The 19,082-nt window shown below is 52.9% G+C and carries 23 protein-coding genes; 7 read left to right on the top strand and 16 right to left on the bottom strand.

Annotated elements, in window-relative coordinates:
* Positions 1–230 precede the first annotated feature (230 nt).
* Entirely contained in the window at positions 231–1,358 is a 1,128-nt protein-coding gene (locus KVT34_RS17485) for a GGDEF domain-containing protein (protein ID WP_217560089.1), read from the top strand.
* A gap of 90 nt (positions 1,359–1,448) precedes the next feature.
* Here the strand turns inward: KVT34_RS17485 and KVT34_RS17480 are convergent, their stop codons facing one another.
* Complete coding sequence (locus KVT34_RS17480; RefSeq protein WP_009674753.1) at positions 1,449–1,655, bottom strand: helix-turn-helix domain-containing protein; 207 nt, start codon at positions 1,653–1,655, stop codon at positions 1,449–1,451.
* A gap of 185 nt (positions 1,656–1,840) precedes the next feature.
* Here KVT34_RS17480 and KVT34_RS17475 point away from each other — a divergent pair, with 185 nt between their 5' ends.
* Both KVT34_RS17475 and KVT34_RS17470 read left to right on the top strand, forming a co-directional pair.
* The gene (locus KVT34_RS17475; protein WP_217560088.1) at positions 1,841–2,221 is read left to right on the top strand and encodes a helix-turn-helix domain-containing protein; all 381 of its coding nucleotides are present in this window, start codon (positions 1,841–1,843) and stop codon (positions 2,219–2,221) included.
* Positions 2,222–2,421: 200 nt separating this feature from the next.
* Positions 2,422–2,802, top strand: a complete 381-nt coding sequence (locus KVT34_RS17470; protein WP_217560087.1) for a helix-turn-helix domain-containing protein — start codon at positions 2,422–2,424, stop codon at positions 2,800–2,802.
* 104 nt (positions 2,803–2,906) lie between these two features.
* On the opposite strand, the gene KVT34_RS17465 is transcribed toward KVT34_RS17470, so the two are convergent.
* A complete protein-coding gene (locus KVT34_RS17465; protein ID WP_217560085.1) occupies positions 2,907–3,176 on the bottom strand; it encodes a hypothetical protein in 270 nt (89 codons plus the stop codon).
* 356 nt (positions 3,177–3,532) lie between these two features.
* Between KVT34_RS17465 and KVT34_RS17460 the strand changes: the two genes are divergently transcribed.
* Complete coding sequence (locus KVT34_RS17460) at positions 3,533–4,162, top strand: nitroreductase family protein (protein WP_217560084.1); 630 nt, start codon at positions 3,533–3,535, stop codon at positions 4,160–4,162.
* Positions 4,163–4,202: 40 nt separating this feature from the next.
* Positions 4,203–4,520 (top strand): thioredoxin, encoded by a 318-nt coding sequence (gene trxA / locus KVT34_RS17455; RefSeq protein WP_042230833.1) that lies wholly within the window; start codon positions 4,203–4,205, stop codon positions 4,518–4,520.
* A 135-nt stretch (positions 4,521–4,655) separates the two neighbouring features.
* Here the strand turns inward: trxA and KVT34_RS17450 are convergent, their stop codons facing one another.
* From KVT34_RS17450 to KVT34_RS17430, 5 genes are all read right to left on the bottom strand, one after another.
* Complete coding sequence (locus KVT34_RS17450; RefSeq protein WP_217560083.1) at positions 4,656–5,693, bottom strand: hypothetical protein; 1,038 nt, start codon at positions 5,691–5,693, stop codon at positions 4,656–4,658.
* 288 nt (positions 5,694–5,981) lie between these two features.
* On the bottom strand, positions 5,982–6,530 hold the full coding sequence (locus KVT34_RS17445) for a hypothetical protein (RefSeq protein ID WP_217560082.1): 549 nt from the start codon (positions 6,528–6,530) through the stop codon (positions 5,982–5,984).
* 276 nt (positions 6,531–6,806) lie between these two features.
* Positions 6,807–8,309 (bottom strand): MDR family MFS transporter, encoded by a 1,503-nt coding sequence (locus KVT34_RS17440; RefSeq protein ID WP_217560081.1) that lies wholly within the window; start codon positions 8,307–8,309, stop codon positions 6,807–6,809.
* 64 nt (positions 8,310–8,373) lie between these two features.
* Entirely contained in the window at positions 8,374–9,189 is an 816-nt protein-coding gene (locus tag KVT34_RS17435; RefSeq protein ID WP_217560080.1) for a Cof-type HAD-IIB family hydrolase, read from the bottom strand.
* 131 nt (positions 9,190–9,320) lie between these two features.
* The gene (locus tag KVT34_RS17430) at positions 9,321–10,106 is read right to left on the bottom strand and encodes a pseudouridine synthase (protein ID WP_309244103.1); all 786 of its coding nucleotides are present in this window, start codon (positions 10,104–10,106) and stop codon (positions 9,321–9,323) included.
* Between the two features lie 360 nt (positions 10,107–10,466).
* Between KVT34_RS17430 and KVT34_RS17425 the strand changes: the two genes are divergently transcribed.
* Positions 10,467–10,976, top strand: a complete 510-nt coding sequence (locus KVT34_RS17425; protein ID WP_217560077.1) for a thioredoxin family protein — start codon at positions 10,467–10,469, stop codon at positions 10,974–10,976.
* A 66-nt stretch (positions 10,977–11,042) separates the two neighbouring features.
* On the opposite strand, the gene KVT34_RS17420 is transcribed toward KVT34_RS17425, so the two are convergent.
* The 4 genes from KVT34_RS17420 to KVT34_RS17405 form a co-directional block, all read right to left on the bottom strand.
* On the bottom strand, positions 11,043–11,666 hold the full coding sequence (locus KVT34_RS17420) for an ABC-2 transporter permease (RefSeq protein ID WP_217560076.1): 624 nt from the start codon (positions 11,664–11,666) through the stop codon (positions 11,043–11,045).
* Positions 11,650–12,525 carry an ABC transporter ATP-binding protein gene (locus KVT34_RS17415; protein WP_217560075.1) on the bottom strand — a complete coding sequence of 292 codons (876 nt, stop codon included), beginning with the start codon at positions 12,523–12,525 and terminating at the stop codon, positions 11,650–11,652. The genes KVT34_RS17420 and KVT34_RS17415 overlap by 17 nt, the downstream gene beginning before the upstream one ends.
* Positions 12,522–12,908 (bottom strand): GntR family transcriptional regulator, encoded by a 387-nt coding sequence (locus KVT34_RS17410; RefSeq protein WP_217560074.1) that lies wholly within the window; start codon positions 12,906–12,908, stop codon positions 12,522–12,524. The genes KVT34_RS17415 and KVT34_RS17410 overlap by 4 nt, the downstream gene beginning before the upstream one ends.
* Positions 12,909–13,061: 153 nt before the next feature.
* The gene (locus tag KVT34_RS17405; RefSeq protein WP_217560073.1) at positions 13,062–14,420 is read right to left on the bottom strand and encodes an aminotransferase-like domain-containing protein; all 1,359 of its coding nucleotides are present in this window, start codon (positions 14,418–14,420) and stop codon (positions 13,062–13,064) included.
* 137 nt (positions 14,421–14,557) lie between these two features.
* On the opposite strand from KVT34_RS17405, the gene KVT34_RS17400 reads away from it, so the two are divergent.
* Positions 14,558–15,502: a DMT family transporter gene (locus KVT34_RS17400; protein ID WP_217560072.1), complete on the top strand. Its 945-nt coding sequence runs from the start codon at positions 14,558–14,560 to the stop codon at positions 15,500–15,502.
* Positions 15,503–15,718: 216 nt separating this feature from the next.
* On the opposite strand, the gene KVT34_RS17395 is transcribed toward KVT34_RS17400, so the two are convergent.
* From KVT34_RS17395 to KVT34_RS17375, 5 genes are all read right to left on the bottom strand, one after another.
* Positions 15,719–16,201: a GNAT family N-acetyltransferase gene (locus KVT34_RS17395; RefSeq protein ID WP_217560071.1), complete on the bottom strand. Its 483-nt coding sequence runs from the start codon at positions 16,199–16,201 to the stop codon at positions 15,719–15,721.
* A 150-nt stretch (positions 16,202–16,351) separates the two neighbouring features.
* Entirely contained in the window at positions 16,352–16,720 is a 369-nt protein-coding gene (locus KVT34_RS17390; RefSeq protein ID WP_217560070.1) for a VOC family protein, read from the bottom strand.
* Positions 16,717–17,139 carry a DUF309 domain-containing protein gene (locus tag KVT34_RS17385; protein WP_217560069.1) on the bottom strand — a complete coding sequence of 141 codons (423 nt, stop codon included), beginning with the start codon at positions 17,137–17,139 and terminating at the stop codon, positions 16,717–16,719. The genes KVT34_RS17390 and KVT34_RS17385 overlap by 4 nt, the downstream gene beginning before the upstream one ends.
* Before the next feature lies 1 nt (position 17,140).
* Positions 17,141–17,944 (bottom strand): GTP diphosphokinase, encoded by an 804-nt coding sequence (yjbM, locus tag KVT34_RS17380; protein WP_217560068.1) that lies wholly within the window; start codon positions 17,942–17,944, stop codon positions 17,141–17,143.
* A 21-nt stretch (positions 17,945–17,965) separates the two neighbouring features.
* The gene (locus KVT34_RS17375) at positions 17,966–19,069 is read right to left on the bottom strand and encodes a quinone-dependent dihydroorotate dehydrogenase (protein WP_217560067.1); all 1,104 of its coding nucleotides are present in this window, start codon (positions 19,067–19,069) and stop codon (positions 17,966–17,968) included.
* Positions 19,070–19,082 lie beyond the last annotated feature (13 nt).

The raw sequence follows: 19,082 nt of genomic DNA, 5'->3' as shown, positions 1-19,082 counted from the left end.
TTACAGCATCATACGCTCAGCCACTTCTTATTGTACCTTCTACCCGGTTAATAGAAAAGAGAACACGCTCTGCCGGTCCTGCCGGTGTTCTAATATGCCGGTACTTTTCCGAAAAAAAGTTGTTCTTGTCCCCGCCCTATTTTGCTATAATGAAATCGCCTGAAATGCGAACGTACATTTGAATCCGGCCCGCGCAAGAGGGAACGGACAACCTCGGAGGAATGTTGAACTTGTGGAACGATCCGATTGAAACATGGGGTCCGGAGACGGCCAGCTCCATGATGCTAGTCATTCTTACCCTGATGATTTTCATCTCGGGAAGGCTTTACTACACACGCAGAAAAAAAGGCTATCTCTCGATGACCGTCTCACTCATCCTCATGCTCGCGCATAATCTGCTCCGGCTTTACTGGCAGGCCTCGGGTCAGCTGCAGGGCATGTCGGGCTTCGCGGACGATCTGCTTCAGGTCGTCACCTTCGTCCTGACCAATCTGGGCGTTTATCAACTGTATAATCCGACGCGGCGGCGTCATTATTTATATTTTTACGGCTTGATCGCGGTCGCTCTGGGCGTTTCCGCTTTTCATTTTTACCCGCCGTCCGGAGGAAGTCCCGAGCAGGCTGCGCTGCTGGCCGACTTGCCGCTGGAGCTGTACATATTCGTGTTGATTTTTTTGTGCGCTTATACCATCACGCCTCTTATCGGGCAGCAAGGAAAATTCCAGGCCATGATGACGTTGTATTTCGCCAGACAAACGGCACATATGGTCAATCTGTACCTGTTTCAAGGGGAGCAAAAATGGCTGATGCTGGCGGAATGGTTTATTCCGGTCATCTATGTGGCGATTCTATTCTTCCTGCTGTTCGATCGGGTAGTCGAGCTTATGCAGGCGATTTACCAGTCCTCGATCACCGACGGCTTGACCAAAGTGTATAACCGCAAATATTTCGATAAAAGAGTTTCACAGTATATCCGGCTGAATTTGAACGTTTCGGTCTTGTTCAGCGACATAGACAATTTCAAAAAGCTTAACGATACCAAGGGCCACCACATGGGAGACGAGATGCTCAAGCAGGTGGCGAGCATCATGCGCCAGGAAACGGACGAAAGCGGTATCGTGGGGCGTTACGGCGGCGAGGAGCTGGTCATTCTGCTGACCGATCCCGATGTCAAACCCGCCGAGCTTGCGGAGAGAATACGCAAGCGCATCGAAGAAGAAACCATCGTCACCGTCAGCATGGGTTTCAGCACCTACAAGAAAGGCCTCACGGGAGACAAGCTGATCAAACAGGCGGACGAAGCGATGTACAAGGCCAAAACGACCGGAAAGAACAAAGTCGTCAAATTCTCCGCCTGACTTATCGCCTGCCCGGCCTTTCGGCAGCAAAGACAATACAACGGTGATGACAAAAAAAGGCGCGGCCTCTGTCGGGACCGCACCTTTTCTTCACTGAATGTGGAACAACTCCTCAACCTGCTTTCCGAGAACGATGCTCAGACGCTTCGCGGCCCCGGGGCCGACCGACTTCATCGACCGCTCCAGCAAGCTGATGTATGCATGGCTTAATCCCGTCTGTCTGGCGAGCTCCCGCTGGGTCAGTCCCAGTGTCATTCTTCTGCGGATAAATTCTTCCGATTTGGCGATAATCCTCATAAAAAATCATGGCCCCCCATTTCCTAATTAATTCCATGTTAGCATTATAATTTACTATTGTAAACATAAATATTTACTATAGTTGACGATAGCCCTTCTTTCTTTTACCCCCGATTGAAAAACCACATTTTCCCTGCTATGATAAGCATGTTAACTAATGTTTACCAAGAAATGCGGGTGCTGCGATGTATTTCTATGACAAGCTTAAAGATCTCCGCAAGCTGAAAGGCTATACCATTCGTGAACTGGCAGACCGTTCCGGCGTATCGGCCGCTTACATTTCCCAGCTTGAGAACGGCAACCGTAATATCCCGTCTCCGGATGTGCTGATGAAGCTGTCCGAAGGCTTGAATATTCCTTACGCCGAACTGATGAAGATCGCCGGATATTTAGACGAACCGGAGAGCGGCGGGGACAAGCCCAAGGCTCCGGTCAATCTGCGCCGGTTTCTTCATGACAACGATCTCATCTTCGACGGTATGGAACTGACGGAACAGGACAAAGAATGGGTGGAGCGCATGCTCAGCGCCCTCTTCTGGAAAGAACGGAACAGCCGCAACGGATAAGACCGTCGGCCGCCCTCCTGCATTTCTACCTTACATAAGCAAACGGAACAACCCGCGGGAGCCGAATCTTCCCTGCGGGTTGTTTTTCGTGTATGTTCATTTTTTTAGCCGCGCGTCCAAAGTTCCCCTTTGAAAAACCACATATTCCCTGCTATGATAAACATGTTAACTAATGTTTACCAAGAAATGCGGGTGCTGCGATGTATTTCTATGACAAGCTTAAAGATCTCCGCAAGCTGAAAGGCTATACGATCCGCGAACTGGCAGACCGTTCCGGCGTATCGGCCGCTTATATTTCCCAGCTTGAGAACGGCAACCGCAATATCCCGTCTCCGGATGTGCTCATGAAGCTGTCCGAAGGCTTGAATATTCCTTACGCCGAGCTGATGAAAATCGCGGGATATCTCGACAAACCCGAAAGCGGCGAGGACAAGCCCAAGGCTCCGGTCAACCTGCGGCGATTTCTTCATGACAACGAACTTATCTTCGACGGCATCGAATTGACCGAGCAGGATAAAGAATGGGTCGAGCGCATGCTCAGCGCCCTTTTCTGGAAAGAAAGGAAGGGCGGCAACGAATAAGATCCGCCTCCTGTAATCCTGCCTTACATAAGCAAACGGAACAACCCGCAGGAGCTGAATCTTCCCTGCGGGTTGTTTCTTGTTGTATGTTAATCAAGGGCCGGCTACGCGATTGAATTCGGTTTGGCCAGTCGGCCGATGTTTCCCTGTATCTCCTGAATCCGTTCATTCTCCTGCCGCAGTTTCTCCTCAATGCGTTCCGTCAAATGAGCGATCTGTTCTGCAACACTGTCCGGCACTTCAACTTCGGGCAGCGACTTGATAATATACAGCAGACACTGCAGCGTATCTTCCATCACTTCTTTTTTGCGGCTTGCGATCACGACCTCTGCCAGAAAGATAAGGTGCGTCAGTTCATTTTGCAGGACACTCATTTAAGTTCCACTTCCTTCCACTTCCGATTATGACTGAAATTGTCGAATGTGAAAAGTTGCTCTTGACAGTTTTAACTGTAATATTTATTATACTAGATATAGCGTAACTTATTTAGTTACAGTTTAGTCCACCCAGACGGCATCCGTTATGCCCGGATCTCCGTCCTTCTGCCAGCGGGCCCAACCGAGTTCTCCCTATCCAGTCGAACGGCCGGAGGCCCGCTTTTTTTAACCGATGGCCGGGAATGCTTGGCCTGAAAAAATTGACTACGCGGAACTTCCGGGAACGAGACATGTTTTCCGCAAAACCGCACACATTACCTATAACTCTGCAAACCGCCAAAAGGAGGACATTTATGACTCAACAGCTTCCAGAAACACTGAAAGTCATCGCGGAGCGCCACTCCGTAAAATCGTACGATCCGGATTTTGTGTTTCCCGAGGAGCATAAGGAGCTTATCCTGAACGCGGCTAACCAGGCGCCTTCCTCTTGGAATCTGCAGCACTGGAAATTCCTCGTGATCGACGACCCTGACGCCAAGCAGCGTCTGCTTCCCATCGCAAGCAACCAGAAGCAGGTCACGGAAAGCTCCTTTGTCGTCGCCGTACTTGGCGACCTGCAGGCGAACCTGAACGCCGAGACGATTTACGGGGCGGGTGTAGAAAGCGGGTTTTTGACGCCGGAGATCAAAGATACGCTCGTGTCGCAAATTAACGGCGCTTATGCGAGCGGCGGCAGCATTCCCCGCGATGAAGCGATCCGCAACGCCTCGTTCGCGTCCATGCAGCTTATGCTCGCGGCGAAAGCGCTCGGTTACGACACGTGCCCGATGGGCGGATTCAATCCGGCCGCGCTCGTGCAGGAATTTAACATTCCCGAGCGCTACATCCCGACTCTGCTGATCTCCGTCGGCAAAGCGGCGAAACCGGCTTATGCGTCCGGCCGCTTTCCGCTGGAGCAGGTTATCGTTAAAAATTCGTTCTGATCTTGTCTTACACTAAAATTTCACACACGGAGGGATTCTCATGTCTTTGCTAAATGTATCCGATCAAACTTTTCAAGAAACGCTGGATAAAAACAACCTTGTTCTCGTCGATTTCTGGGCGCCGTGGTGCGGTCCCTGCAAAATGCAGAGCCCGATCCTCGACCAACTGACGGAAGAAGCCGGCGAAGCGGTAACGATCGCCAAAATCAACGTCGACGACAATCCTGAAACGGCCTCGAAGTTCGGCGTGATGAGCATTCCTACCTTGAAACTGTTCAAAAACGGCAGCGAAGTCAAAACGATGGTAGGCGTTCAATCGCTTCAGACGCTGAAAGAACTGGTTAATCAAAACCAGTAATTAACCCGAAGCTTACCTGCCCCTTTCCCCCAAAGCCCGGCACAAAGCAAAAAAAGCGGTCCTTATCGTCATCCGGCGAGTTGGACCGCTCTTTTTTTACGGAAAAAACGCAGAGCCCCGGCTCCGCTTTACGTGTTATTGAACCGTAACATTTTCGAACAACAATTCATCGATCAACTTGTTGCGGTAAAGCATGGACAGATGCAGCGAATCGTAATCCTGCTCCTTATCCAGCTCCTCCATCAGCAGCCGGGCAATTTCCTGCCGCTGGCGGGAGTCGTCGGTTTGACGGAAGTCGATAAAGCCGGTCAGTTGATCCTCGCTTACGTCAATAGTGGCCGTTCCGATCGGAATGCCCCCATATTCCTGCTCGTAAATTTCATAGGTCAGCGTATCTCCGTCATCCCTTGCCAGAATAACCGAAAATTCGTCTTCTTCGCTGTCCAGCTCGCTCAGCTCATCCGCCTCTTCCAGTGAGATTTCGACCGAATCCACAATTTCCCCGTCAAAACGGCTGTGGAACAAAAAGTTCTCGGTCTCTTCTTCCTGAAAATCGGCAACAATCAGGTTCGATGCGAGCTCCATCTCTTCCTCAAGCGGGTCGAATACCCAGTCGAGCATACATACGGCTTCGCTGCCGTAGATCCGGCATGACGCTTCCGCCACAAGGCGGGAACCCGGATCGAAAAGCTGGTACTCCACCCGCCCGCGCGAATCCTCCAGAAGCACCAGCTCGTAATCCGGTTCCGCATCGTAAGCGTCCTCTTCCATGGAGATGTCATCGAGTTCATCTTCCTCGTAGTCTCCGTATACCGATTCGTCACCGACCCACTCCGCCGTCGTTTCATCGTCCGCATAGTCCACCGCCGGGGATTCGTCCGAAAGCAGCGGAGTGCCGATGATATGGTCATAGCTGCCATACGTCAGCACAACGTCGCATTCCCGGATGTTCATCGCATCGACCAGCCATTGGATATGGTTGCGCACGAATGCGTCCACTTCTCTTTTGCCGGCAGGGGATAATACCGCATCCTCAAGCTGAATGCCCCCGGTCATCCGGTCCCCTTCGCGGTACACCAAACTGATAATTCCGGCAAAACGGCCGTCCACCAAGATTTCCGTCACTTCTCCGCCCGCCGTTTTCAGGTCGGGTCTTAGTACTAGCTGGGCCATTTGCTCTGCCTCCCTTATCGGTATTTCCGGACGATGCAGCAAGTTCTGGCCAGGCCAAACATGCTTACCCGGAAGATTCTGCTCCTAGCGTACCCGAATCGCCGGAAATATATGTGACAACCGGGAGGCAGGCCCATAACAAAAAAGGCTTACCCGGAGTCCGCAAATGCAGACGGATAAGCTATTATTGATTACCCCACTTGCTTGCAAACAAAGCACTATTTTCCGAGTAAAAAAAGTTGGTGTTAGCCGGCCTTTTCCTAAATACTTTGATTCAAGGAATTCCCTTTACTGAACCTGTACTTTAATTGCATAATCGACAGACCCTTCGGGCCATTTAACTAAAAAAGAATAAACATATACTCCTTCTTTATCTGGGGCAATTATTTCATTCGATTGGATATCAAGATTTTTAAATTCTTGTTTATTCAGGGTTTGACGAAATTGAACTTTTTCTGGAGTCTTGTCAAAGGAAATAGCAATTGAAGATTTTTTGGGAACAGGTACGGCGTCTTTATTATCCATAACTTCCCACGGTGCCCCATAGCCGTCTTTAGCTCCCCAGCTATAAGAAACGACCTCAACAGGAATGATTACAGAGCTGTCCTCTATCTTAGCCACAGGCTTAGGAATAGGTTTATTGCTTGATTTGCTGCAGCTGACCGCTACCATTACCCAGGCTAATAACAAGAAAAGTACCAGGGATTTTTTCACCAAGTTCTCTTTCCTCCACACTTCCGGATACTTTTTACTATACATGGGTAAAAAGGAAAAGAAAATCTGTTGGGTTCCTTTTCTTTTAAACCGTATTCCGTCAGTTCCATAAGACCAAGCCATGCTTTTTTTCCTGCATACTTACACATCCATGCATTCTATATAGAATGACGGGACGCACCACTAACATCTCCTTGTCGAAATCACATCATATACAATGAGTTGTTTGTTTTCTAACCGTACGGAAGACAGAACTGAAATTGTTGTATCGCTATAGCCCATAAATCCTTAGAAAAAAAGCTCACCCGGAGTCTACTTATGCAGACTTCGGGTAAGCTTTTTTCAACTCAAACAGGAAGAAGCAGCTTCCGTTCAATCCGTCAAGGTTGACGGGACGGCTTAGTGTTCAACCGCCTGCTCCGGCTCTTCTTCGACCTTGAACCGTTTCGGCAGAAGCAGCGTGAGCACGATGCCGATGGCCGCCAGAACGAGCAGGGACCAGAAAATGCGGCTCAGACTGAACGCAAACAGCTCGCGGATGCCCGCCATCGTTTCCGGCGAGAACGCGGAGCGTCCGTGGGCGTCCAGCGCTTTGTTGAGGTCGATGCCTCCGACCTGATCGGGATGAGCCTGCTGATACGTATGCAGCGAGGTGTTGTACAGCATCCCGAACACCGCAATCCCCAGCGTCTGGCCGAGCGTACGGATGAACGTATGCGAAGACATCGCGGCTCCGCGCAGCTTCCAGCCTACGGCGGACTGCATCGTGATCGTGTACGCCGTGAAGGCGAAGCCGAAGCCGATCCCGAACAGCGCCGTGTACACTTCGAGCGCCCACCCCGGGGTCGCGGCCGTCATTAGGGCCAAGGCGACGGACCCCGCCGTAATTCCTCCCACTCCGATGAGGACGGCGGATCTTACGCCCAGGCGGACAAAGCCTCTTCCCGCCAGGGCTGCGCCGATCGTCCAGCAGATGGACAGCGGGATCAGCGCGAAGCCCGAGCCTGTCGCCCCGCCGCCGTTCACGCTCTGCACCCAGAGCGGCAGATAGATCGTGACCGCCACGAGGATGGCGCTGAGAATAAAGCCCGACGAGTTGATGAGCGTAAGGAGCCGGTCCTTGAACAGGTCAAGAGGCAGCATGGGCTCCGGTGATCTTTTTTCTACGGCGATAAAAATAAACAGGAAGACGACGGAGACGAGCAGCAAACCGAGAATGACAGGCGAACCCCAGGCGTACTGGACCCCGCCGCTCAGCAGGGCATAGATCAGAGCCGTCATGCTGATCGTAAACGTCACAATGCCCGGATAATCGATCGGCCGCTTCGTTTTCTCCAGATTTTCGTGCAGAAAAGCGGAAATCAGCAGCATGGAGATAATGCCAAACGGAATGTTAAAATAGAAAATCCATCTCCACGACACGTAATCGACCATCAGACCGCCGGCCAGCGGCCCCAGAATGCCCGAAAGCCCCCAGATGCCGCTGATCCAGCCCTGGATTTTCGCGCGTTCTTCGAACGAGTAAATGTCTCCGACGATAATCATCGTAACGGGAAGAATGGCGCCGGCGCCGATCCCCTGGACCGCCCGGAAGAAGATCATCATTTCCATGGATTGCGCGATTCCGCACAAGGTCGAGCCGATCAGGAACAAACCGGTTCCGATCATAAAAATTTTCTTGCGTCCGTACAAATCGGACAACTTGCCGAATATCGGGGTAGAAACCGCCGTGGTGAGCAGGTAAATGGATATGACCCAGCTCATCAAGTCCAGACCGCCCAAATCGCCGACGATGCGGGGAATGGCGGTCGACACGATCGTGCCTTCGATGGAAGAAAGGAAGGTCACGACCATGATCGCCAGCAGGACTTTTGTTTTGTCGGTGTTACCGGACCGAGCCATTGGCAGCACCGCCTTTTCTTTTTTTAGGGAACCGCACGGGATGTTCGTTCAATTCACTCAAAGCTCAATCCCGGCGAACCGTCTGCAAGACGTGCGTTTCCAGCGCTTGCGCTACGCCGTCTTCATTGTTGGAGGCGGTTATTTGATCCGCCTGCTCCAGAACGCCTGCCGGAGAGTTGGCCATCGCGATTCCGAGACCCGCGAAGGAGATCATCTCCAGGTCGTTGAAGTAGTTGCCGATGGCAAGCACTTCGTCCGCACGGATGCCGAGACTTTCGCATAAGCTCCGCAGTGCGTTGCCTTTCGTGGCATCGGCGTGCATCACGTCGATAAAATGATCCCCGCTGCGGATCATACGGAGATCGCCGTACAGCCGGGAAAGCGACCAATCCCGCTCCACCGTGTCCATGACGGCCGGGTCCGCGCTGTAAAGCGTAAACTTGACGAGCGGGACCGTCAAAGCCGTTACATCCGAAACGAGATGCGGAGTGACGAAGAACTTCTTGTACATCGCCTGTTCGATCTCGGTTAAACGCTCCAGGTACATATCAAACGGGGCGCATACGTCGAAGTGCACCTCATGCTCGCGGCAGTACGCGATCATAGGGGCGATTTGGCTCACCCGGAACGCATACTGATGAATCAGTTCCAGCCCGGGAGACTGAACGGTGGCGCCGCCGTTGTGTGTAATGACCGTTCCTTCCAGTCCCAGTTCCTCCAGAACCGGAATGGCGCTTGCGGGCCCGCGGCCCGTGCAGAGCACGATAGAGCTTCCCTGTTCGTGCACACGGCGTACGGTTTCCCGTGTCCGCTCGGTAAGGAGATAGTCGTCGTTCAGAAGCGTGCCGTCAACATCCAGGGCGATCAGTTTGTAAGTCATGGGACAGGTCTCCTTTCCACTCCGTTATGATCTGGTTTTGTCTCTCTTGCCTCATGTACTGTCTTGTGCCTTGCGTACAGCCTTGCGTACAGCCTTATGCACTGTCTTGTGAACGCTGCATTAGCCTCGTCTCACTTATGTAGATCGTTGTCGGCACCGGGGCCGGAATCATGAGAAGGCCTGACCTGAAGCAGCTCCAGTTCCTCTAGGGTCAGTTCCCGGTATTCGCCCAGTCCCAGAGCCGGGTCCAGTTGGAGCGGCCCCATCGAGATGCGCTTCAAATAAACGACCCGCTTGCCGACTGCCTGGAACATCCGTTTCACCTGATGAAACTTCCCTTCCTGAATGGTCAGCTCAATTTCCGAGCGTGGCGGATCGGCGGTTATATCACATGTCAGAACGCGAAGCTGAGCCGGCATCGTTACATATCCGTCATCCAGCTCGACGCCCGCCTCAAACGCCTGTTTGTCGCTTTCTCCGACCGCGCCTTCCACCTTGGCGTAGTACGTCTTCGGCACATGCTTGCGCGGAGAAAGGAGATTGTGGGCCAGCTTGCCGTCGTTGGTGAGCAGCAGAAGCCCCTCCGTATCTTTGTCCAACCTGCCGACGGGAAATACGTCAAAAGGCGTATAAGCCTCGCTGAGCAAATCCACTACCGTGCGGTCCCGGTTATCTTCCGTCGCGGAAACGACGCCCTGCGGCTTATTCAGAAGCAGATAGACGAATTCCCGGTAAACGATTTTTTCTCCGCTTACTTTAATCTCGTCCTGCTCCGGGTCCACCTGCATTCCGCTGTCTTTGACCCGGATGCCGTTCACTTCGATGAGGCCGTTTTTGACCGCCTTTTTCAAATCGGACCGTGAACCGTAGCCGAGATGAGCGAGCACCTTATCGAGCCGTTGTGTTTTTCTTTTAATCGCGCTTCCGCCTCCTTCCGGTCAATTTTTTGATGGAGCCTGCCTCGGTTTCCTGCTTTTCCGCCCTATGAATAAAAGCCCTCTCGCCTCCTTGAATCCGGGGCCGGGGCATGTTCGGTGGACTGCCTTTTATGCGAATCGGGGTAATCGGTCGAAGCGTTCGTGTAAAGCATACCGGGCGGAATTTAGTGCGGCTCCCCGTATTATAGACTATTCCGTGCCTGCTTGCACCTTCGGTCTGACAAAAAAACAGGAAATGTTTCACGATTTTCTCACTTTTTCACGAAGAACAAGCAGGATTTGCACTCTTTCGTCTCGAAATTATTCTAGCTAAACAAGTACACCTCTAAGGAGTGAATTATGAAAAAATTAGCGATTTACTTAGGCATTATCGTTGTCCTATTCGTCGCGATCTTCTTGGTCACGAAAACTTCCAACAAGGGCAATGACGACGCGGCCAACAAGCTTTACGGCGTATCCGCTTCCAAGCTGAAACCGGCCACGCAGAAACTGCTCGAAGACCCGAATTACCAGAACCTGATCAAACCCGAAGAGCTCGACAAACGCATCGCGAACAAAGAAAGCTTCTTCCTGTACTACTATGGCGCCGATTGTCCGCACTGTAAAGTAACGACGCCCGTCCTTGTCCCGATGCAACAAAAGCTGGGGATCGACGTGAAGCAGTTTAACCTGCTTGAATTCCAGGACGGCTGGAAAAAATACAACATTGAATTCACGCCTACACTCGTATACTACAAAGACGGCGTTGAAGTAGAACGCATGGTTGGCGGCGTGCCGGAAAACGGCGGAACCGAAGGCAACACGCCTGCGAAGTTCGAAGAATTTTTCCTCAAACACAACGGCAAATAAACCAAAGAAGCAGCGGAGCTTATCCGCTGCTTTTGTTATGTTATTCCCGCTCTCCGGGACGGCGGGTCAAAAATCTTTCTTTTTCATGATTCCGAGCGAAATCAGATAAGAAACGAAAAATGCCGCCGCTCCCGACACCGCGATAACCGCGACCGCCGCCGGGGAAGGAAGCCCCCATCTGTCCGTCGCTCCTACAATTAAGCCGAGCATAGAAGTCGATACGAACAGCAGGATCATCATAATAACGCTGATCACCTGCAGATACTTGTCTCCCAGCCAGTAATGCAGCGGAAGGTAAATCGCCGCATACACGAGCAGCATGACACCGAGAATCCCGGAGGTTCCCCAGGAGAAGGCGGATGCGCCGCCCATCCCTCGTATCATTGACGTTGCCGTGCTTACGATAAAACCGATCCCCGCCCCCAGTACACCGAACAGAAGCACGCTCACATACCTGGCTCGTACGATGTCCGACCGCCGCACGGGAAGGCTGCCCAGCAGGATGAAATTGCGGTTCTTCACGTCATGATTCGCGGAAATAAATAAGAGCATAATGGAGGGAACAAGCTGGACCACTACACCGCCCATCGGGGAGTTGGAGAAAGAAACGGCAAAGAAAACGACGTAGACCGCCATCCACAAGAGCTCTTTTCTCATCACGCGAAAATCTTTGCTAAGCAGTGCCACCATGGCTGTACCCTCCTTTGACCGTGTAAACCATAATATCTTCCAGATTCGCGGGCTCGATGACCGCATAGCCTCCGAACAACTTCTCGGCCTGCGGCCGGTTGTAAACGAGGCCTTCAAAGCCTACGGACGTTTCCCGGACGGAAACGAACTGCTTGCGGATGTCCGCATCCAGAAGCTCCGTCCCTCCTTTTACGATGGCATACCGTTCTTGAACGTTATCCTTGCTCTCGCTAAAAACGAGCTTGCCCCGGTTCATGAAGGCGACGTAATCCGCGACGCGGTCCAAATCCGTCGTAATGTGGGTGGAGAACAGGATCGTATGCTGTTCATCCTGCATCAGATCGGCCAGCAGATCGAGCAGCTCGCGCCGGAAGACGGGATCGAGCCCGGCGGTCGGTTCGTCCATCACCAGAAGCTTAGCCCCGTGGGAAAGAGCCGCGGCTAGACCGAACTTCATCTTCATACCTTTGGATAAGTCCGAAATTTTCTTCCCGGCCGGAAGCTCGAACCGCTCCAGATAGGTTTGAAACTGCGTCTCGTTCCAATTCCGGTAAAAAGAAGCGAGCAGCCTTCCGGTCTGGCGGACGGTTAAATGCTCGTAGAAATGACTTTCGTCCGACACGAAACCGATCCTTTCTTTGATCTCTTTCTCCCGTACCGGCATCTCCATTCCTTCTATGAAGACACGTCCCTGATCCGGAATAGCGAGATGGAGTAAAATTTTGATCAGCGTGCTTTTGCCCGCACCGTTAGGACCGATCAGTCCTGTAATGTATCCTTTCGGAACCGCAAAAGACAGGTCTTGAATGCTGAAGTTTGAATAGACTTTGGAAATGTGTTTAAATTCCACGGCGTTCATCGGATCTCTTCCTCCTCTTCATACAGCGCTTTGACGGTTTCGATCGTTTCATCCACGGTTATTCCCAGCTGCCTGGCTTCCCGGACGGCTTCCGCCAATTTCGCTTCAAACTGCTTTAACTGCTGTTCCCGGATATATTCCCGATTCAGACCGGAGACGAAGGAGCCTTTGCCGACGACCGAGTCGATGAGCCCTTCCTTTTCCAGCTCCTCGTAAGCTCTCTTGGTCGTGATCACACTGATTTGCAGATCTTTTGCGAGCTGCCGGATCGACGGCAGTCCTTCACCGGGAAGCAGTTCCCCCTGCAGAATTTGGCGCTGAATCTGCTGGCGGATCTGCTCGTAGATCGGCTCGCCTGAACTCTGCGAAAGAATAATGTTCATAGTTCACCCGCTTCGCATCAGCTTTGTTTATATTGTATATGTATACTATATACACTATATACAATCTTGTCAATCCGCTTATGCCCATAAAAAAAACGGCAGGCCGCTTGGAGCTACCTCCGTTTATTTGTCCAACCGCCTTCCCCCGGGGCTTCAGCGGTCTCCGTATCGTCCCAGCTCCTCCATGAGAAGCCGGATTCCCCTCCGGATTTGTTCGTCCCCGGCTTGGGAGACATTCAGCTTCAAATAATTGTCCCGGGGAAAGCCCGGCAAGTAGTGCTTGTCGATCGGTTCGATCACCACCGATTTTTTACGCAGCCGCCTCGCCAGCTCCGGCTGGGATACAGACGGGCTCAGCACAAGGTGGGTATGGACGGGAGAGAGCTCTTCGCTATCCGCAGCTACTTGTACGGCGCCGCCGGCAAGCGGCTCATGCTCCGCAAGCATTTGCCGGAGCAGCAGCGACCTGGTCGCATAGGCGGCTTTGATTTTATGCTTGTGCCGTTCGAACATCCCGCTTTTCAAGTAAATCTCCAGCGCGCCTTGGGAGATCATCGAGCTGTCGATGTCGGCGATGCGCTTATACCGGCTGAAGAGGGCCACAAGACTGCCGGGAATAACCGCGATCCCGATGCGAAGGCCGGGGAACATGATTTTAGAGAAACTTTTCAAATAAATCACCCGTCCTCCCTCATCGTAAGCATGGACCGGATCGGCTTTCCCGTCCGGCTCCAAGTCGGCCAGATAGTCGTCTTCCACCACGTAGACATCGTACTTGCGGGCAAGGGCCGCGATTTTCCTCTTCACATCCGTAGGGTAAGAACTCCCGAGCGGGGCATGAAACCTCGGAATCGTATAAAAGAACTTGATCGGCTCCGTGCGGAAAATCCGCTCCAGTTCGTCCAGATCGATCCCTTCCCGCGAACGCCGGATTCCCATGACCGGAACCCCGTGAGTCACGAGCTGTTCAATGAACAGGTGGTAGCCGGGCTGCTCGATCAGCACCTTCGTTTTACCGTTCGGAAAAGGAAGCGCGGACAGTATGGCCAGCGCCTGCTGCACCCCCGACACGACAAACAGGCTGCCGACGCGCGTAAACACCTGATAATCCGCAAGCAGCTTCTGCATCATCACGAGCAGTGCGGGCAGTCCTTGAGGAGTGCCGTACACAAACAAATCGTTTTTGTACGTATCGATCGCTTTGTTCATACAGTGCTGGAAATCCAGATAAGGAAAAAAGGCCGGGTCCGGGGCGGATACTGCAAAATCGATGACATCCGGCGAGTCCTGGACGGTGTCCGTCGACGATTGGACGACATAATACCCGCTCTTGGCGATGGAATAAACCAAGTGCTTGCTCTCCAATTCCTCCAGTGCACGGATAACGGTGCTTTTGTTAACCCCGTAACTTTCCGACAACTGCCGGATGGAGGGTAGTTTGCTTCCCTCTTTATAACGGCGGTCCGCGATCTGCCGCTCCAGATCGGTTAAAATTCCTTCATATTTGTGCATGAATTCACCTCTCCGGCCAATCTGTACCGGTACAGTTAACGTTTTCTTCTATTGTAGCATAGGCGCCCATCCCCTTAAAATCTAAGCAAGGACCTTAATAAACCGCTTCGCATGCAGGCTCAAAGGAATAGTTCGCCATGAAAGCAGCACCTCTTACCAAAGCTTACCTATCCGCCGTACTTTACGCTTTGATCATCGGCTTCTCGTTCATATTCGTGAAAACCGCTCTCGTTTCCACAGGCCCATTCGACCTCCTGGCGCACAGGTTTACGATTTCTTTGGCCGCGCTGCTCCTCTTCCTCGCCCTCGGCAGGACCCGGCTGAACATACGGAAGAGAGATTATTTAGCCATCCTGCCGATGGCCGTGCTGTATCCCGTTCTGTTTTTTGCTTTCCAGACCTTCGGCCTGGTACAGGCGTCGGCTTCCGAGGCGGGAATCATTCAAGCCGCAGCCCCCGTTTTCACTATGCTGCTCGCTTCGGTTGTGCTGAAGGAACGGACCGGCCTGCGGCAAAATTTGTTTATCGCCCTCTCTGTGGCAGGCGGTGTTTATATTTTCGCCATGAAGGGACTGGACTTTCGTACGATGAACGGTGCCGGACTGTTCCTGATCCTGCTCTCCGCTCTTTCCTCCGCCGGATACAGCGTGCTTGCGAGAAAATTAAGCCGGAACTATACGCCGCTCGACTTGACGTTTGTTTCGCTGCTTTTCGGCTTCATCGCGTTTAACGGATTTGCGGTCATCCGCCGCGCCGTCCAGGGCACGCTGCCTCTCTATTTCGAACCTTTCGGCGACCTTTCGTTCACCGTCTCGGTTCTTTTTCTGGGCGTGCTGTCCTCCCTTGCGAGTTCGTTTCTGTCCAATTACGCCCTTTCCAAAATGGAGGTTTTCAAAATCAGCATTTTCAGCCAGCTGGCGACGATCGTTACCATGGCGGCCGGCGTCATCATCCTGCATGAGAAACTGGCCTATTTCCATTTGATCGGAGCCGCCCTGATGATTGCCGGAGTGGTCGGCGTATGCCTGCCGGCGTCTCCCCGCCAAATTTCCCGGCAGCCGAAACGGAGGCTGGATGCGTAAAGGAAATTTTGAGTGACGGCTGCTTGTCCCTTCGTTTTAGCCGGAAACCGATTCTTTCCCGAAGCCGCCCGCTCAACTATAATGCCGCCTAACGCCCTATCCCAGGCAAAACAAAAAGGCCGTGAGATTCACGGCCTTTTTATCGTTCGCTTTATTCCCGGCTGTCCGCTTCCCACACCGGCTGCGGGAGCCTATTCATCGCCACGAATCACTGGCTCAAAGAGAGACGCGCATATGAATGCCGGCCAGACGCTTGCCGTCCGGTCCCGCCTTCTCAGACACGTCAAAAGGAAGGAAACCGAGCTTCGCATACAGAAGCAGCGCGGGCGTATTCGTGTTGTGACAGATGAGATTCAGAAACGGAACACCAAGCTCCCGCTTCGCTTTGTCCATCATCGTCCGGATCAGATAAGAGGATGCCCCTTTTCCCCGGTAGCCGGGCGCCACAATCACGTTTCCGAGCCAGCATTCCTTCTCCCGCACACAGTCGTACAAATTGGCGTAAGCGGCAACTTCTCCGTTTTCGGCCGTTATAACGGTCGGGCACAGCCGTGTTTTCAACGCTTCCCGAATCTGCTCCGGCGTTAGCGGAAATACGCCTTTCGGATACATGTAAAAGAGTTCGCCCGCATGTTGCGGCATCCCGCAAATAACGTCCAAATCGTCCGGCGACAAAGGCCTGCTTTGATAATCCGTCATTCCCACCACTCCCTCATCTTATGTATCCTATTGTATCGGCGAAACAGGCGGACACCGTTATCCCGCCCGCTCTTCTCTCTTGTCCTACCCCTGCCCGCAAAAAAACCGGCCGGGTCTTATGCCAGCCGGTTTCTTCCCTGGCGTTTCCGTCTAGGATTCGGTCCGCCGGATAAACTCAACCCGGTTCCCGAACGGGTCCCTGCATTCAAAACGCTCGTAGCCGGGAATAGCGACGGAAGGCAGCGGTTCGATTCCCGCCCCCCGCAGCCGGCTGCGCGCTTCCTCAATATCCGTTACCTCGTAAGCCAGGTGGGCTTTGGTGGCCGTACGATCGACTCCGCTTTCCGTTCCCACATGAATCTGCGTGGCCCCTGCCAGCAGCCAGAAGCCGCCTCTTCCGGCAAGCTCCGACGGTTTGTCTATTTCCTGAAGGCCGAGAAGGCCGCAGTAAAACTGCCTGGCCCGTTCCTCGTCGCTTTTCCCGATCGTAATCTGCGCATGGTGAATGCCCGTAATCATCCCGATTCCTCCCCGTCCGATTCCCGCTCGCCTTGAATTTGCCGGACCCGTCTCGCCAGGTCCTCATCCACGATGCGAATTTCCAGCGGATAAGGCACGAAAGGCCGCGCCCCGTTATTCCGAAGCTTGCCCAGATAAGCCTCCGCATCCCGCAGCAGCAGGGCCACGTCTATTCCGAGCAGCCTGTCCGGGTACCCCTGCAGCTTCGCGATCCCCGATTCCATCAATTTAACGGCTCCCGATACGTTAGCGTTAAGATGATGGTACAGTCCGACGGCAATTTGCAGCAGACCCTGGTAAAACGGCTTCCGGCCTTCTTCCAGCCAGAGGGTCTCCATCACTTCATGGCATTCGTAATAGTCCCGGTTTACATTGAACTCGTATAAAAAAGCGAGGTACAACGGATCGTAAGGACGCAAATCAGCGCGCCCCTTTTTTCGCCCGATTAATGGCTTCCTGGATTTCTTCCTGAAGCTCGCGCATGGCCCGTGTATCGTCCTTCTCGAAAATTTCGTTGAAGCGCATCTGGAACTGGACGGCTTCCCGCACGCGGTGATAGAAGTACAGCACCTGGATGCAGTTCAGAATAACGGTAACCAGATTCGAATTGTCTTCGAACAATTTCTGCGCTTCCACGATTTCACCGCGGATATTGGACATTTCCTGATCCAGCAGGTAAGCGGCTTCGGCCGCCCGGCTCAGTCGCGTGCGGACCTCCTCCGGCAGCATGCTTTCCTTATATTTATAATTCAGGGAATGCTCGATAGTCGCCCAAAAATTCATCGCCAGCGTACGCAATTGAATTTCACCGAGCACCTTTTTCATCCCCAGAGATGTCTGCACCGGGTATTCGATAATGATGTGAAAGCTGCGGTAGCCGCTTTCCTTCTTGTTGGCGATATAATCTTTCTCGTAGAGCACTTTCATATCCTTACGCTGGTGGATCAGCTCGCGCATCGTTTCGATATCTTCAACGAACTGGCACATGATGCGGATGCCCGCAATATCTTCGATGCCGGTTTCGAGATCGTCCATCGATACGTTCAGCTTCTTGGCTTTATCCAAAATGCTGGAAATTTTTTTAACGCGCCCGGTCACGAATTCGATCGGAGAGTATTCCTCGCGGTTTTTGAGTTCCGCCCGAAGCGTTTTGAATTTAATTTTGAGTTCTTCTACGGTCTGTTCATAAGGAAACAGAAATTTCTTCCAATCTCTTCCATCCATAAGAACTGCCTCCACTTCCGGTCAAAGTCGACGTTGATCTGCCCCGATCGCCTCGGAAATATGGGTAAAGCCGTCTTTTTTAAGCAGGGTCGACAAACCTTCATTCAATTTCTTCAAAAGGCCCGGGCCTTCGTATATAAGTGCCGTATACACCTCGACGAGGCTCGCTCCCGCCCGGATTTTGTCATAGGCATCCTGCGCGGTGAAAATCCCGCCGGACCCGATAATCGGGATGCGTCCTTCCGTCATCCGGTACACGCGCGAAATAAGCTCGGTCGAACGGGATGTCAGCGGACGTCCGCTCAGGCCACCTGCCTGATCCCGGTTGGGATGACTCAATCCGTCGCGTCCGAGCGTCGTATTCGAAACGATAATCCCGGAAACCCCGCTTCCGCCGATGACGGCAATCGTATTTTCCAGCTCGGTGTCGGTCAAGTCGGGCGCAATTTTGACGAGAACCGGCTTGGCCGCGCCGCCGGTCCGCTCGTGCTGAATCTTCATCTCGCCCGTGACCGCATGAAGCAATCTCTGCAGATCATTGCCATGCTGCAAATTACGCAGATCGGGTGTATTCGGTGAAGAGATATTCACCACGAAAAAATCTCCGTGTCCATACAGAGTGCGGATGCAGGAGCGGTAATCTTCTTCCGCCTGCTCGTTGGGCGTCGTTTTGTTCTTGCCGATGTTGACGGCTACGGGGATCGGACGGCTTCCGAGGCGGCTTAAATTTTGCGCCATCGCCTCCGCGCCGATATTGTTGAAGCCCATCCGGTTGATCAGGGCTTCATCCTCCGGAAGCCGGAAAAGCCGCGGCTTGTCGTTGCCGCTTTGCGGTTTGGGGGTAACGGTCCCCACTTCCATAAAACCGAACCCCATCCGGGAGAACCCTTCCACCGCCTGGGCGTTCTTATCCAGCCCGGCCGCAAGTCCCACCGGATTCGGAAACGCGATTCCCCAGAGCGTGCTGTGAAGTTCGGGGGCATGTCCGGCCCCCCATGCGGCGCCGATAACGGACGACATTCCCGGGATTTTGGCAGCCGTTTTAAGTCCGTTAATCGTCAAATGGTGCGCCTTCTCCGCGTCCATGCGAAACAGGACCGGCTTAGCGATCTTTTTGTATACCATGCAGTTGACACTC

Origin of the sequence: Paenibacillus sp. GbtcB18, from assembly GCF_019091125.1 — a bacterium.
Taxonomy (GTDB): domain Bacteria; phylum Bacillota; class Bacilli; order Paenibacillales; family NBRC-103111; genus Paenibacillus_F; species Paenibacillus_F chitinolyticus.
This window is presented reverse-complemented; position numbering and strand designations above follow the sequence as displayed.